The 13,434-nt window shown below is 57.5% G+C and carries 14 protein-coding genes; 7 read left to right on the plus strand and 7 right to left on the minus strand.

The features are described from left to right. Positions 1–126 precede the first annotated feature (126 nt). Genes rutA through HRR99_RS19385 form a run of 6 tightly spaced genes read left to right on the plus strand, consistent with a single transcriptional unit; the run spans position 127 to position 4,326 of the window. Complete coding sequence (gene rutA / locus HRR99_RS19360) at positions 127–1,218, plus strand: pyrimidine utilization protein A (protein ID WP_233124476.1); 1,092 nt, start codon at positions 127–129, stop codon at positions 1,216–1,218. Then, positions 1,215–1,955 carry a pyrimidine utilization protein B gene (gene rutB, locus HRR99_RS19365; RefSeq protein ID WP_233124477.1) on the plus strand — a complete coding sequence of 247 codons (741 nt, stop codon included), beginning with the start codon at positions 1,215–1,217 and terminating at the stop codon, positions 1,953–1,955. Before rutA ends, rutB begins: the two co-directional genes overlap by 4 nt. Before the next feature lie 30 nt (positions 1,956–1,985). Then, entirely contained in the window at positions 1,986–2,372 is a 387-nt protein-coding gene (rutC, locus tag HRR99_RS19370) for a pyrimidine utilization protein C (protein ID WP_233124478.1), read from the plus strand. A gap of 15 nt (positions 2,373–2,387) precedes the next feature. Then, positions 2,388–3,176 (plus strand): pyrimidine utilization protein D, encoded by a 789-nt coding sequence (gene rutD, locus HRR99_RS19375; RefSeq protein ID WP_233124479.1) that lies wholly within the window; start codon positions 2,388–2,390, stop codon positions 3,174–3,176. Between the two features lie 15 nt (positions 3,177–3,191). Beyond that, entirely contained in the window at positions 3,192–3,776 is a 585-nt protein-coding gene (locus HRR99_RS19380; protein WP_233124480.1) for a malonic semialdehyde reductase, read from the plus strand. 25 nt (positions 3,777–3,801) lie between these two features. After that, a complete protein-coding gene (locus HRR99_RS19385; RefSeq protein ID WP_233124481.1) occupies positions 3,802–4,326 on the plus strand; it encodes a flavin reductase in 525 nt (174 codons plus the stop codon). Positions 4,327–4,332: 6 nt separating this feature from the next. Here HRR99_RS19385 and HRR99_RS19390 read toward each other — a convergent pair. The 7 genes from HRR99_RS19390 to HRR99_RS19420 all read right to left on the minus strand — a co-directional run bounded on the left by HRR99_RS19390 (position 4,333) and on the right by HRR99_RS19420 (position 12,110). Further along, a protein-coding gene (locus HRR99_RS19390) for an IS630 family transposase (RefSeq protein WP_233124482.1) occupies positions 4,333–5,281 on the minus strand; the annotation gives its coding sequence in 2 pieces (ribosomal slippage) (positions 4,333–4,944 and positions 4,946–5,281; 948 coding nt in all). Positions 5,282–5,383: 102 nt separating this feature from the next. Continuing rightward, positions 5,384–6,622, minus strand: a complete 1,239-nt coding sequence (locus tag HRR99_RS19395; protein ID WP_233124483.1) for a putative bifunctional diguanylate cyclase/phosphodiesterase — start codon at positions 6,620–6,622, stop codon at positions 5,384–5,386. Between the two features lie 320 nt (positions 6,623–6,942). Then, complete coding sequence (locus tag HRR99_RS19400; RefSeq protein WP_233124484.1) at positions 6,943–7,728, minus strand: SDR family oxidoreductase; 786 nt, start codon at positions 7,726–7,728, stop codon at positions 6,943–6,945. Positions 7,729–7,756: 28 nt separating this feature from the next. Further along, positions 7,757–8,710 carry a sugar-binding transcriptional regulator gene (locus tag HRR99_RS19405; RefSeq protein ID WP_162694442.1) on the minus strand — a complete coding sequence of 318 codons (954 nt, stop codon included), beginning with the start codon at positions 8,708–8,710 and terminating at the stop codon, positions 7,757–7,759. Between the two features lie 20 nt (positions 8,711–8,730). Further along, positions 8,731–10,200, minus strand: coding sequence for an FGGY family carbohydrate kinase (locus tag HRR99_RS19410; protein ID WP_233124485.1), 1,470 nt, complete (start codon positions 10,198–10,200; stop codon positions 8,731–8,733). Positions 10,201–10,344: 144 nt separating this feature from the next. Further along, a complete protein-coding gene (locus HRR99_RS19415; RefSeq protein ID WP_233124486.1) occupies positions 10,345–11,301 on the minus strand; it encodes a transketolase family protein in 957 nt (318 codons plus the stop codon). Next, the gene (locus HRR99_RS19420; RefSeq protein ID WP_233124487.1) at positions 11,301–12,110 is read right to left on the minus strand and encodes a transketolase; all 810 of its coding nucleotides are present in this window, start codon (positions 12,108–12,110) and stop codon (positions 11,301–11,303) included. The genes HRR99_RS19415 and HRR99_RS19420 overlap by 1 nt, the downstream gene beginning before the upstream one ends. 235 nt (positions 12,111–12,345) lie before the next feature. Between HRR99_RS19420 and HRR99_RS19425 the strand changes: the two genes are divergently transcribed. Further along, positions 12,346–13,326 (plus strand): ABC transporter permease, encoded by a 981-nt coding sequence (locus tag HRR99_RS19425; protein ID WP_233124488.1) that lies wholly within the window; start codon positions 12,346–12,348, stop codon positions 13,324–13,326. Positions 13,327–13,434: the final 108 nt, after the last annotated feature.

Raw genomic sequence — 13,434 nt, forward strand, 5'->3', positions numbered from 1 at the left:
TCATTTGATAAAAATAAACATACAGAGAAAGACTAACCTATTGATTTCAATAGGCATCACGAACTGGCACAGAAACTGCATTTGATCTCTCAAAAGTTCACACGGGAACAAGAACTGGAGAATGCAATGGAAGTAGGTGTTTTCATACCGATCGGGAACAACGGTTGGCTGCTCTCTGAAAATGCGCCGCAATACAAGCCCACCTTCGAGCTTAACAAGCAGATCACGCTTGCAGCCGAGAAATACGGGTTCGATTTTGCCCTGTCCATGATCAAGCTTCGCGGCTTTGGTGGCAAGACGGAGTTCTGGGATTACAATCTCGAATCCTTCACGCTGATGGCCGGGCTCGCGGCGGTCACATCGAAAATCAAGCTTTTCGGCACCACTGCCACGCTCGTCATGCCACCGGCCATCGTCGCGCGCATGGCAACCACCATCGATTCCATTTCGGGCGGTCGTTTCGGGATCAACCTCATTACCGGCTGGCAGAGACCGGAATACAGCCAGATGGGCCTGTGGCCGGGCGATGATTATTTCGGCGATCGATACGAATATCTGAGTGAATATACCACCGTGCTTCAAGAGCTTTTGACGACAGGGCAATCGGACTTGAAGGGCAAGTATTTCACCATGGACGACTGCCGGATGAAGCCGGTGCCCGAGGGCAATGTCAAGCTGATCTGTGCTGGTTCGTCGGATAAGGGTCTTGCGTTCTCGGCGAAATTTGCAGATTATGGCTTTTGCTTTGGTGTGGGTGTGAACACGCCGAAAGCCTTTGCACCCACAAACGAACGTCTTCTCGCCGCCACCGAAAAGACCGGTCGCGATGTGCGGTCCTGTGTGTTGACGATGGTGCTGGCCGAAGAAAAGTCCGAGGACGCCTGGGCAAAGTGGGAACACTACAAGGCCGGTGCCGACCAGGAGGCCATCAAATGGCTGGGCCTTCAGAGCTCCGTCGATACGAAATCTGGATCGGATACCAATGTCAGGCACATGTCCAACCCGGTTTCCGCCGTCAACATCAACATGGGAACGCTGATCGGCTCCTACGAGGAAGTGGCCGCGATGCTGGACGAAATGAGCGAAGTGCCGGGTACCGGTGGCGTTATGCTGACTTTCGATGACTTTGTCGAAGGTATCGAAAAATTCGGCAAATTCGTACAGCCCTTGATGAAGAGCCGCGCCCATGTCACCGCGGCGCTGGAGGCAGCCGAATGAGCGATACCTTGGTTGCCGGTTACACACCGCCGAAGAGCCGCACCGAAAGCGTCACTCTGCCCGCCCGGCCAGAGCCGATTTCTCTAAAACCGAGCGAGACCGCCGTTGTCGTGGTGGATATGCAAAACGCCTATTCGACCGAAGGCGGCTATGTCGATCTGGCCGGGTTCGATATCTCGGGTGCGAAATCGACTATCGCCAATATCGGCAAGACGCTGTCGGCTGCCCGTGCGGCCGGTGTGCAGGTCATCTATTTTCAGAATGGCTGGGATAAGGATTATGTCGAGGCAGGGGGACCTGGTTCTCCCAACTGGCACAAGTCCAATGCCTTGAAGACCATGCGGGCACGACCGGAATTGCAGGGGAAACTGCTGGCCAAGGGCACATGGGATTATGCCATCGTCGATGAGCTGCAACCCCAGCCCGGCGACATTCTGGTGCCGAAAACCCGCTATAGCGGTTTCTTCAACACCAATATGGACAGCGTTTTGCGGGCGAGGGGTATTCGCAACCTTGTTTTCGTCGGCATTGCGACGAATGTCTGCGTGGAAAGCTCACTGCGGGATGCCTTCCATCTCGAATATTTCGGCGTGATGCTGGAAGACGCGACGCACCATCTTGGCCCTGACTTCATTCAGCAGGCAACCGTCTATAACGTCGAGAAATTCTTCGGTTGGGTCGCTACGGTCAATGACTTCTGCGCCGTGATTTCCCAAGCCGCACCGTTGCACGAATAACCCGACCCGATCAAAGAGGAGAACACGACAATGCCGAAGAAAATTATCGTTCCTGAAGGCACATCCAAACCAATCGCGCCATTTTCACCGGGAACACTGGCCGATGGCGTCGTATACGTGTCTGGCACTCTGCCGTTCGACAAGAACAACGACGTCGTGCATGTGGGAGACGCTGCCGCCCAGACCCGGCATGTGCTGGAAACCATCAAATCCGTCATCGAAACCGCTGGCGGCACCATGGATGACGTGACCATGAACCACATCTTCATCACCGACTGGGCAAATTATCAGGCGGTCAATACCGTCTATTCCGAGTATTTTCCCGGTGACAAGCCGGCGCGCTATTGCATCCTGTGCGGTCTGGTCAAGCCGGACGCGCTGGTGGAGATCGCAACCGTCGCCCATATCGGCACATAACGGCTGGATGGCGCAATGATCTATTTCGAAGTTCAGGGTCGTGATGAAGCCGATGCGCAAACCATCCTGCTGTCATCGGGGCTGGGCGGTTCCGGCTCCTATTGGGCACCCCAGATGGACATGCTGCAACGGCATTTTCGCGTGGTGGTCTATGATCATCATGGCACCGGCAGAACAGGTGGAGAAGTCCCGCAGTCCGGCGGCATAACCGCCATGGCGGATGATGTCATCGAGATTGCGAAGGTGCTGAACCTCGAAGCATTCCACTTTATGGGCCATGCGCTGGGTGGGTTGATCGGGCTGGATATCGCCCTTCGCAAACCCGGCCTCATCGATAGACTGGTCCTCGTCAATGCTTGGAGCAAGGCGGACGCCCATTCCGGCAGGTGTTTCGATACCCGGATCTCCCTCCTGGAAAACTCAGGTGTCGAAGCATTCGTGAAGGCTCAACCGCTGTTTCTTTACCCGGCTCAGTGGATGTCCGACAATGCCGAACGGCTTGCCAGGGATGACGCCCACGGCGTCAGTCATTTTCAGGGCAAGGACAATGTTTTGCGTCGGATTGCGGCACTGAGAGCGTTCGATGTGGATGACAGACTTGCAGACATCGAGAACGCAACACTGGTCATCGCCGCCAAGGACGATCTTCTTGTACCATACTCCCGTTCACTCCGGCTTGCGGAGGGTTTGCCGAACGCGCAACTCGTCCTTTTCGATGGGGGCGCCCATGCGGTCAACGTGACCGATGCCACTCTTTTTAACACCCGGCTCGAGACATTTTTGCTCGCCTCAAAGCCGAACTGAATAGGACGATACTCCATGCCCCTTGATGAACAGGCACTTTCAACACTTTTCACAGAAGCCCGCACCCATAATGGCTGGACTGACAAGCCGGTCGCGGATGCGCTTTTGCGCGACCTCTACGACCTGACCAAGATGGGACCGACATCGGCCAATTGCTCGCCGGGGCGGTTCGTTTTCATTCGCTCTGCCGATGCGAAGGAAAAGCTGAGACCAGCGCTGTCATCAGGCAATCTCGAAAAGACCATGACGGCCCCGGTGACGGTGATTGCCGCCATCGACGCGGAGTTTTACGAGAAGCTTCCGACGCTGTTCCCGCACGCCGATGCAAAATCGTGGTTCACATCCAGCCCCGCCATGGCCGAGGAGACGGCGTTTCGCAACGCCACGCTTCAGGCGGGATATCTCATTCTGGCAGCACGAGCGCTGGGGCTCGATACCGGGGCCATGTCGGGTTTCGACAAGACGAAGGTGGATGAGGCGTTTTTCGCTGGCACGACATGGAAGTCCAATTTCCTGATCAATCTGGGATATGGCGATGCATCGAAACTGTTTGGTCGCCTTCCCCGTCTTCCCTTTGAAGATGCCTGCCAGTTGGTTTGATGAGTTGTTAGGAAAGGTCGTTTAGATGCAGAGGCTGTCTCTCGATAAGGATACCGAAATGGAGACGAAGACTGCCGAACAGCGCAGCCTGGACTATCGTAACGCCATGGCCCAATTGGCTGGCGCGGTCAACATCGTCACGACCGATGGCCCAGAAGGCAGGGCCGGTTTTGCCGCGACTGCCGTGTGCAGCGTCTCAGATAATCCACCGACTCTGCTGGTTTGTCTGAACCGCAACTCGTCTGCTCACAGATATGTCGCTGGAAACGGTGTCGTCTGCATCAACACGCTGGCAGCCGATCAGGAGCAGTTGAGCAGCCTTTTTGGCGGCAAGACGCCGATCGATCAGCGTTTTGCAGCCGGGGAGTGGAGCACGCTTGAAACCGGAGCGCCCCTTCTCGAGGGCGCGCTCTGCTCGTTCGATTGCCGCATCCGCACCATCCATGATGGCGGCACCCACGATATTCTGATCTGCGATGTCATGGACACGGTCATTGGTGAAGGCGAGGAAGCGCTGGTCTATTTCAAGCGCGCCTACCGTCACCTCTAGAGCGCTTCACCTTTTGACGGAACCATATCCTGCATTTCTGATGTAGTTTGCGCATTCGTCGGGTCGGATCGTTTCGACCAGCCCGCCAATATGCCGCCAGGTATCTTCGATGCTGCGCTTCTGTGCGTTGCGCATCCAGTGCTTTATCTTCGAGAAGGCCTGTTCGATTGGATTGAGGTCCGGCGAGTAGGGTGGCAGGAACCATAGCCGAGCACCGGCAGCCGTGATCGCCTGACGGACTGCCGCGGATTTGTGGCTGCCAAGATTGTCCATGACGACGATGTCGCCTGGCTTGAGAACCGGAACCAACTGCTGTTCGACATAGGCACGAAAGCACTGACCGTTGATCGGTCCGTCGAAGACACAAGGTGCTGCCAACCGATCCTTTCTCAATGCACCGAGGAATGTCAGCGTACGCCAGTGCCCATGCGGCGCAAACGCACGCAGTCGCTTGCCTTTGGGTCCCCAGCCCTTGATGGGTGTCATGTTGGTCTTGATCCAGGTCTCATCAATGAAGACCAGCCGTTCAGGATCGAGGTGATGCTGTAAGGTCTTCCATCGCTCTCTTCTACGGGCGACATCGGCACGCGCCTGTTCAAGGGCGAACAGCGTTTTTTTTAAAGCGCAGCCCCTCGCTGCGGATGAATTTCCAAATCGTATTGTGGGAGACGGCGATGCCTCGCAAGGCAAGTTCGGCCTTCAGTCCATGCAGTGTCAGGTGTGGATTCTGAGCGAGCCGTTCGGCAATGAAGCTGCGATGTGGCTCCAGGATGCGCTTGCGGTAACCACCCATCTTGCCTGGACGAACCGATCCGGTCGCACGATGGCGCTGAGACCATTTCACCACCGAAGACGCGGCCACATCAAAGCGCGCTGCAACGGCACGGACGCTTTCGCCGCTCGACACGGCTGCGACAACACGTTCACGAAGATCATTTGATATCGGTGCGGTCATCAGATGCTGGCCTCCATCCAGCCAACATCAGTGAATCACATCAGAACTGATTTGGGAATCAAACCCGATTCAGAAAGACGTGGAAACGCTCTAAAGTTTGTTTCAGCCGAAGAAGCGTTCCTTGAAGACGTCGAGTGCCACCGGTCTGCCAAAATAAAAGCCCTGAAACGCGCTGCAACCGCAACCCAGCATGAACCGGTACTGCTCCTCGGTCTCGATTCCTTCTGCCAGGATGTCGAGGCCGAGATCGTGGCCCATCTGGCAGATGTTGCGTGCCAGTCTCGCACCACGCTGGGTGCTGATGGCACGCACGAAGCTGCGATCGATCTTCAGTTGTTTCAGCGGTAGCCTTTGCAGGTAGCTCAATGAAGAATAGCCGGTTCCGAAGTCATCGAGCGCAATGCCGATGCCGTGCTTTTCCAGTGCCTTGATCTTGCTGATGAGTTCATCGACCTCGGCAACGAACATCGTTTCGGTCAATTCCAGCTTCAGCGCGCGCGGCGGTACCGAAGACGCGGCCAGTGAGGAAATGACATGGGAAACGAAATTTTCCCGAAAAAGCTGGTCGGGACTGACATTGACGGAAAGGACGAGGTCTCTCGTTTCAGGCTGGTTGCGCCAGGCCGCCAAGGTTTCGATGCCACGATCCAGAACCCAGCCGCCCAGTTGCGGCATCAGGCCTGCGCGTTCGGCAACGGGAATGAATTCGTCCGGCGGTACGTAACCGAGGCGGGGGTGGCGCCAGCGCAGCAGGGCTTCCGCTCCCACCAACTGCCCCGCGCCATCCACCTGTGGCTGGAAGAAGAGCTCGAACTGGTCCTTGAGCAATGCCATGCGCAACTCTCTCGCATAGCGGCTATCGGGACCCAGCTTGCGTTGGATCAGCAAAATACCGCCACAGAGTAGAGAAGCCGAAACGCCTGCATGCACCCATGCGGTCACGGACCTGATGGAGTCCGGCAGCGGCGTCGCAAAATCATAGTGCATCGCGCAGGCGGAAAAGAGAACGAAGCAGGCGATGGATGTCAGGATTATGCCGAGCTGAAACCGGCTGGGATCCAGCTGGTGGTTGACGAAACCGGCAAGCGCGATGATCAGCAGGTAGATATGCGCGACACGAGGTGCTGCGTCGCTCGGCACGTCGAACATCAAGGAATAGATGACGATGAACAGGACGCAGGCGAGCTGGGAAACGAGCATTCCTTGCGAAATATATCCCCGCAACGCCGCCATCCACCCAGCGGAAATCGTGGCAAAAAGCGCGAACTCGAGGAGCACCAGTGGCCAGTTCTGCATGGCCGCAAAGATCAGCACCCAGATGCCGCTGACAAAAACGCCCACCGGGAGTGCCACCCGACAGACGAACTGAAGATGTTGGAAATGCTGTCTCTGGGTCCTGTAATGAGGACCGGCTATTGATTTATTTAACAATTGAGCTCGCTGATGCGTGATTTCAGCAAGCTTATCAGGAATAATCCGGTTGAGCGACGCCGCTTTCGAAAGAAATTCCGACAAAGCGTAAAGATGTTTAACCAGCGAAAGTCGGCCTCATACACGGTTAAGTGGTGGAGGCCTTGATCCGGGCGCTCATGATTTGTCACCGGCTACGAGAAGGTCTTGTCGGACCAGGACTTTTACATTCGAGCGCGAAAACACCACCATCAGGACATGATTAGCCCGCCATCGATGTTGATGGTCTGGCCGGTGATGTAGGCGGCGTCTTCGGAGGCGAGGAAGGCGACCAATGCCGCGACTTCCGCAGGCGTACCGGCGCGGCGCATGGGGATATTTCGCACCCATTCGGCCATCAGTTCACCGGGCTGGTAATCGCCCAGCATCTTGCCCCAGACGCGGTCGTTATAATCCCACATTTCGGTGTGGATGATGCCGGGGCAGATGGCATTGGCGGTGATGCCCTCGGGCGCGAGTTCCTTGGCAAGGCTTTGCGTGAGGCCGATGACGCCAAATTTCGAGGCGGCATAATGTGGTGTGTAGATAAAGCCCTGGCGGGCCTGACCGGAGGCGGTGTTGATCAGACGTCCCTTGATGCCGCTGGCGCGGAAACGGCGGATAGCCTCCTGGCAGCAAAGGAAAGCGCCCTTCGTGTTGACCTCCATGTTAAGGTCCCACTGGTCTTCGCTGAGTTCCTCGACCTTGGAAATCGTAATGACACCCGCATTCTGGACAGAGACCGACAGCGCCCCGATGGCGGCTTCCGCCGCACCGTACGCCTCGCGAACGGCGGCAGCATCACGCACATCCAGTGTCACACCGAATGTCTGGGCACCGGTTTCTTCGGCAAGCCGTGCTGCGATCTCGGCTGTGTCCTTCTCGACCGCAGCGATTGCAACCTTGGCGCCTTCCTCTGCAAAGCGACGGGCGATGCCGTAACCGATGCCCTTGTTACCACCGCTGACGAATACGGACTGACCTTCGAAGCGTTTCATTTCTCCTCCTCCAGGAAACTGTGTCTTGCTATGGGCCGACCAAACGTTCGGCCGTGAATTTATCGGTCACCAGCACGTCGATCACGCCGGTTCTCAGCGCGCCCGCAATGGCTTCGGTTTTCTTGGCACCGCCCGCCAGCGCAATCACGCGGTCGACATTGGATAGATTTTCAAGCGGAAGGCCGATGACCCGGTCGTCGAGCGGCGTCTTGACCGGTCTGCCTTCCTTGTCGAAAAAGCGCAGAGAAATATCGCCGACGGCACCGGCCTGCGCCAGATCGGCCAGTTCCTTGGTCGAGAAAATGTTGCCCGAGCGTGCCAGCAGTTCCGATGGCTCGACGGCGCCAACGCCGACGATGGCAAGCGTGATGGAGCCGAACAGGTCGATCGTCTCGCGCACGAAGGGATCTGCGAGCATCAGAAGCTTGGCCTCACGCGAGGTCGACACGCCCGGAACAGGTAGCAGCTTGGGTTCACCCTCGGTCAGACGCGCCAGCCGCGTGGTGATCTGAGTTGCATGGGTCTGAACGGAAGGGTCGCCCATGCCGCCCAGCGTCTGAACGATATATTTCGCCTTGGCACCTTTCAGAGGATGGATGTTCTCCACCATCTTGAAGATCGTCTGGCTCCAGCTGGAAACGCCGATGATTTCGTTCTGCGAGAGCGTCACTTCCAGAAAGTGGGCGGCAGCCTCGCCTATGCGCGCCATGATCGCGCCGTCACGGTCTTCGCTGCAATCCACTACGATGGCTTCCGGTAGGTCGAAGCGTTCACGTAGTCTGGTCTCCAGATCATTGAATGTGCCCACGGGAGGAATGATGGTGGTGCGGATAATGCCTTCGGCCTCGGCGCGTTTCAGCATGCGCGAAACGGTTGCCTGCGACAAATGAAGGTGCTCGGCAATTTCAGCCTGCCGCTTGTGCTCGCTGTAATACATCTGCGCGACACGCGATATCAGGCGAAGCTCGTTGATCCTACCCATGGTCCCTCCAGCGTGAATTTTTATTCACTATTAGCGGACCGGATTCTCAAGGTCGAGCGGGCAATTGCATCCTTCCATGTTGCGAGCTTCTCATTTCGGTTCGATGTCGCTGGCGTAATCTCGTTTCCGCTGGAATTGAGCTTTGCCACGGCCTCCATATCGGGCCACATGCCAAGCGCCAGACCGGCAAGGTAAGCGGCACCCAATGCAGATGCCTCGGGTGCATCCCGCTGAATGATCGGATGCTCCAGCAGGTCTGCCACGCATTGCATCAGAAAACGGTTCTGGCTCGGGCCGCCATCCACGAACAGGCGTCCAAAGCCCGTCGGTGATTGCGCGCCCATGGCGGCAAAGACATCGTGCACCTGGAATGCAATGGAATCGGTAACGGCGCGCGCCATCTGGGCGCGGGTAGTAGAGAAGTTGATCTGGGAAAACAGCGCGCGGCTGTCGGAATTCCAATAGGGCGCACCGAGGCCGACAAAGGCGGGAACGAAGCCCGGCCCGCCAGGTGCCGCCGTCGAGGCCAGTTCCACCAATGCCGCAACATCCGGCAGGCCGAGTATTTCGACCATCCAGGGAAGCGAGGCAGCAGAGACGAGGATATTGCCTTCGAAGGCAAAGGTCGGCTGCCCACCTAGCTGCCATGCGACGGTGGTGGTGATACCCTGTTTCGGTGCAATGAAATGCGGCAGCGTCGTCATCACCGACGAACCGGTGCCGAACGTCACTTTGCCATCGCCGGGATTAAAGGCTCCGTGACCGAACAGGGCGGCATGACTGTCGCCGATGGCTGCAAGGATCGGCGTGCCGTCCTTGATGCCGGGTACATTCTTCGTGACACCGAAATCGCCGCTGCTGTCCCGCACCTGCGGCAAGGCATCCATGTCGATGCCGAACAGCGCGCAAAGCTCCTCGCTCCAGACCTGTTTGTTGAGATCGAGCGCCTGACTGCGCGCTGCGTTGGATGCGTCACAGGCGTGAACCTTCCCACCGGTGAAACAATGGATCAGCCAGCTATCGATCGTGCCAAGTCGGACCTTGCGCCCCTTTGGTGAGCGATCCAGCAGCCAGCGCATTTTCGCACCGGGGAACATCGGGTCGATGGGCAGTCCGGTCAGCGCCATTACGCGTTCCGAATGGCCTTTTTCGATGAGGTCTGCACATTCGCTGGCGGTGCGGCGGCATTGCCAACTCAGGACAGGCCCGAGCGGTTCCCCGGTTTCGGCATCCCAGATGGTAACGGATTCGCGCTGGTTGGAAATGGCAATGGCTTCAACCGAGATGTCACCTGTTACAGCTTTCAGGCAGGCGTCGATGGCTTCGCAGACCGAAGCCCAGATGCGCGTCGGTTCCTGTTCCACCCAGCCGGGTCGCGGATAGGCGATGCCGACGGGGGATGATCCTCTGGCCAGAATGGAGCCTGTTTCGGAAACAAGAATGGCCTTGGAATTTGTCGTTCCCTGATCGACGGAGAGGATGGCGCGCATCGCTGTGTTCTCTTCCCGGATAATGATCTCTGCGTGACCCTTGCCGGGTTATTCTGGCGAATCCAAGAGCCGCGCAAACGATAAGGATAGAAAAGGGTACCGCCCACGCCCCCCGAGGGAGACATGAGCGGCTGAGAGGAAGGCTTATTTTCTCTTGACCAGGGCCTGCGCCGCATCCGCAATCGCTTCTGGTGCCATGCCGAATTCATCCAGCAGCCATTCAGCCGAGCCGGTATGGGCAAAGACGCCGGGAACGCCGAGACGCTTCATCGGCACAGGTGCGTGATCGACGACGACTTCGGCAACGGCTGAACCCAGCCCGCCGAAGATGGAATGTTCTTCAGCCGTCAGGATCGCGCCCGTTTCATTAGCGGCGGCAATGATTGCCGCCTCATCGATGGGGCGAACCGTCGCCATGTTCAGAACGCGCGCCTTGATGCCGCGCGACGCCAGAATATCGGCGGCCTTGACGATACGGTGGGTCAGCGTGCCGTTGGCGATCAGCGTAAGATCCGTGCCTTCGCGCAGGAGATTGGCTTTGCCGACTTCAAAGACGTGACCTTCCGGCAGCAAATCCGGCACGCCAACGCGCGAGAGGCGCAGGAAGCAAGGCCCGGCATAGTCTGCCGCCCACTTGATGGCCGCTGCGGTTTCTATGCGGTCGCAGGGTGCGATGACCGGCAGATTGGGCAGCACGCGGGTCCAGGCAAAATCCTCGATGGAATGGTGCGTTGGGCCAAGTTCGCCATAGGCCATACCGGAGGATATGCCGATTAGCTTCACATTGGCGTTGGAATAGGCAAGGTCGGCCTTGATCTGTTCCAGCGCACGACCGGTCAGAAAGCAGGATGCGCCGCACACGAACGGCAATTGCCCGCCATTGGCAAGACCGGCGCCAACGCCGACCATGTTTTGTTCGGCGATGCCGACATTGATCAGACGTTCCGGGAATTTCGTCTTGAAGCCACCGAGCTTGGAGGAGCCAACGGAATCGTTGCAGACGGCAACGACCCGAGGATCGGCAGCGGCCAGTGCTTCGATGGTTTCGGCAAAGGCGTCACGGCAGTCGTAGAGTTTGGGGGCGGATACGGGCGCGTTCATTATAGGGCCTCCGAGAGTTCTTTGACTGCGAGTTCATACTGTTCCTTGCTCGGAACCTTGTGATGCCAATCCACCCGGTCCTGCATGAAGGAAATGCCGTGACCCTTGTTGGTATGTGCCACGATGCAGTGCGGACGGTCGCTGCGATGTTCGAGCGCAGGAACGACCTCGGCCATGTCGTTGCCATTGATCTCGCTCACGTCCCAGCCAAATGCCTCCAGCTTCGGGCGAAGCGGCGCGATGTCGTTGGTATCGGAGAGGGCCGCACCCTGCTGGAACCGATTGTGATCGATGATCAGCGTCAGATTGTTGAGGCCGAACTGGGCGGCGGCCATGATGGCCTCCCAGTTGGAGCCTTCCTGCATTTCGCCGTCTCCGGTCATGACATAGGTATGGTAATCGGCACCGGAAAGCTTCGCAGCCTTGGCCATGCCCACCGCCACCGGGAGGCCGTGGCCGAGCGGGCCGGTATTGGTTTCGACACCCGGTACCTTGTTGCAGTTCGGGTGACCGTTGAGGCGCGAATTGGGCTGAAGGAAGGTGGAAATCTCGTCTTCAGGAATGAAACCGCGCTTGGCAAGCGTCACGTAAAGCGCGCAGGCCGTATGGCCCTTCGACAGCACGAAGCGGTCGCGGGCCGGGTTCTTCGGATCATCCGGCCAGATCCGCAAAACGCGAAAATAGAGTGCCGTCATAACATCGATGGCAGACATCTCACCGCCCACATGACCAGCGCCAGCTTCAAAAACGGCTTGCACATCGCGCAGACGGATCTGGCGGGCAACGCGCTCTAATTCTTTGGGCTCCATGAAATCCTCATCAAGATGCACGAGTGAATATTTATACATATCGCTATATAATTGCAGATGGAGGGGGTCTGTCAAGCCGCAAAAGTGTTTTCTGTTTCCATTCATAATACAGATTGGTGGCTTACTGGCTCTATTGACAAGCACATTAAATCTGCTTTATGCATTTTACACCGGTAGTGAATAAATATTCTAATCGGTTTAAAAGTTCTAGCGTGTAGACGTTTCGGGAGGAGCCATGACTGTGTTGGAGCGCAAGGACGCAAACGTCCAGACCAGAAATCCGCTCGCATGGCTAAGCGGCGCGACGGGGCCACTTGTAGGGCTGTTGCTGCTATGCGTGTTTCTGTCTTTCGCCAGTGAAAACTTCCTGTCGCTGCGCAACGGTCTAAATATTCTCGATCAGATCACTGTTCTCGGCATTATGGCCATCGGCATGACCTTCGTCATTCTGCTCGGTGGTATCGATCTTTCGGTCGGTTCCGTGCTGGCGCTGTCCATGATGATCATGGGCTGGACGGCCAATGTTGCCGGAATGCCCATGGGTGCTGCAATCGTTCTGGCGCTGCTGGCGTCCGGCGTTTGCGGTCTCGTCGTTGGCATTCTGGTGACGATGTTCCGGGTGCCCGCCTTCATCGCCACGCTTGCCATGATGTCGGTTGCGCGCGGCGTTGCCAATATGATCACCGATGGCCAGCAGATCGTCGGCTTTCCCGACTGGTTTATGATGCTGGCAATCGACCGCCACTTCGGTGTGCTCACCGCGACCGTCCTTCTGATGCTGGTCGTCGTTGCCATTTCCTGGGCCTTCCTGCGCTATCGTTCCGAAGGCCGCACGGTTTATGCCGTGGGCGGCAATGCGGAAGTGGCACGTCTGGCCGGTATCAACGTGCAGCTCGTCACCATCTGCGTCTATGTCATCTGCGCGGTTCTGGCAGGTCTTGCCGGTATCGTTCTGGCGGCGCGTCTGGATTCTGTGCAGCCATCGAGCGGCTTTGGCTATGAGCTCGATACGATCGCGGCTGTCGTCATCGGCGGAACATCCCTTTCGGGTGGCGCTGGCGGCATTGGCGGCACGCTGATCGGCGTCCTCATCATCGGCGTGCTTCGCAATGGCCTCAACCTTCTCAACGTTTCGCCTTTCTTGCAGCAGGTCATCATCGGCATCGTCATCGTACTGGCGGTCGGTGCGGAAACCCTGCGCCGCAAGAAGGCATGATTTTCAATTCAGGGGCAGCGCGCTGCGCCTAGACAGAACCATCTCCCTTGAAGAGGGAGGGTAAAACAGGCTGGAGGGGAGGAGGCACTGTCTCCCGAAGGCCAAAAT

The organism is Agrobacterium vaccinii (assembly GCF_021310995.1).
Lineage (GTDB): Bacteria > Pseudomonadota > Alphaproteobacteria > Rhizobiales > Rhizobiaceae > Agrobacterium > Agrobacterium vaccinii.

Excerpts from the sequence above, each read along its gene's own strand:
- HRR99_RS19400 (WP_233124484.1), bottom strand. The coding sequence starts at position 7,728 with ATGAAACGCTTCGAAGGTCAGTCCGTATTCGTCAGCGGTGGTAACAAG.
- HRR99_RS19405 (WP_162694442.1), bottom strand. The coding sequence starts at position 8,710 with ATGGGTAGGATCAACGAGCTTCGCCTGATATCGCGTGTCGCGCAGATG.
- rutC (WP_233124478.1), top strand. The coding sequence starts at position 1,986 with ATGCCGAAGAAAATTATCGTTCCTGAAGGCACATCCAAACCAATCGCG.
- HRR99_RS19415 (WP_233124486.1), bottom strand. The coding sequence starts at position 11,301 with ATGAACGCGCCCGTATCCGCCCCCAAACTCTACGACTGCCGTGACGCC.
- rutD (WP_233124479.1), top strand. The coding sequence starts at position 2,388 with ATGATCTATTTCGAAGTTCAGGGTCGTGATGAAGCCGATGCGCAAACC.
- HRR99_RS19410 (WP_233124485.1), bottom strand. The coding sequence starts at position 10,200 with ATGCGCGCCATCCTCTCCGTCGATCAGGGAACGACAAATTCCAAGGCC.
- HRR99_RS19380 (WP_233124480.1), top strand. The coding sequence starts at position 3,192 with ATGCCCCTTGATGAACAGGCACTTTCAACACTTTTCACAGAAGCCCGC.
- HRR99_RS19385 (WP_233124481.1), top strand. The coding sequence starts at position 3,802 with ATGCAGAGGCTGTCTCTCGATAAGGATACCGAAATGGAGACGAAGACT.
- rutA (WP_233124476.1), top strand. The coding sequence starts at position 127 with ATGGAAGTAGGTGTTTTCATACCGATCGGGAACAACGGTTGGCTGCTC.
- rutB (WP_233124477.1), top strand. The coding sequence starts at position 1,215 with ATGAGCGATACCTTGGTTGCCGGTTACACACCGCCGAAGAGCCGCACC.
- HRR99_RS19420 (WP_233124487.1), bottom strand. The coding sequence starts at position 12,110 with ATGGAGCCCAAAGAATTAGAGCGCGTTGCCCGCCAGATCCGTCTGCGC.
- HRR99_RS19425 (WP_233124488.1), top strand. The coding sequence starts at position 12,346 with ATGACTGTGTTGGAGCGCAAGGACGCAAACGTCCAGACCAGAAATCCG.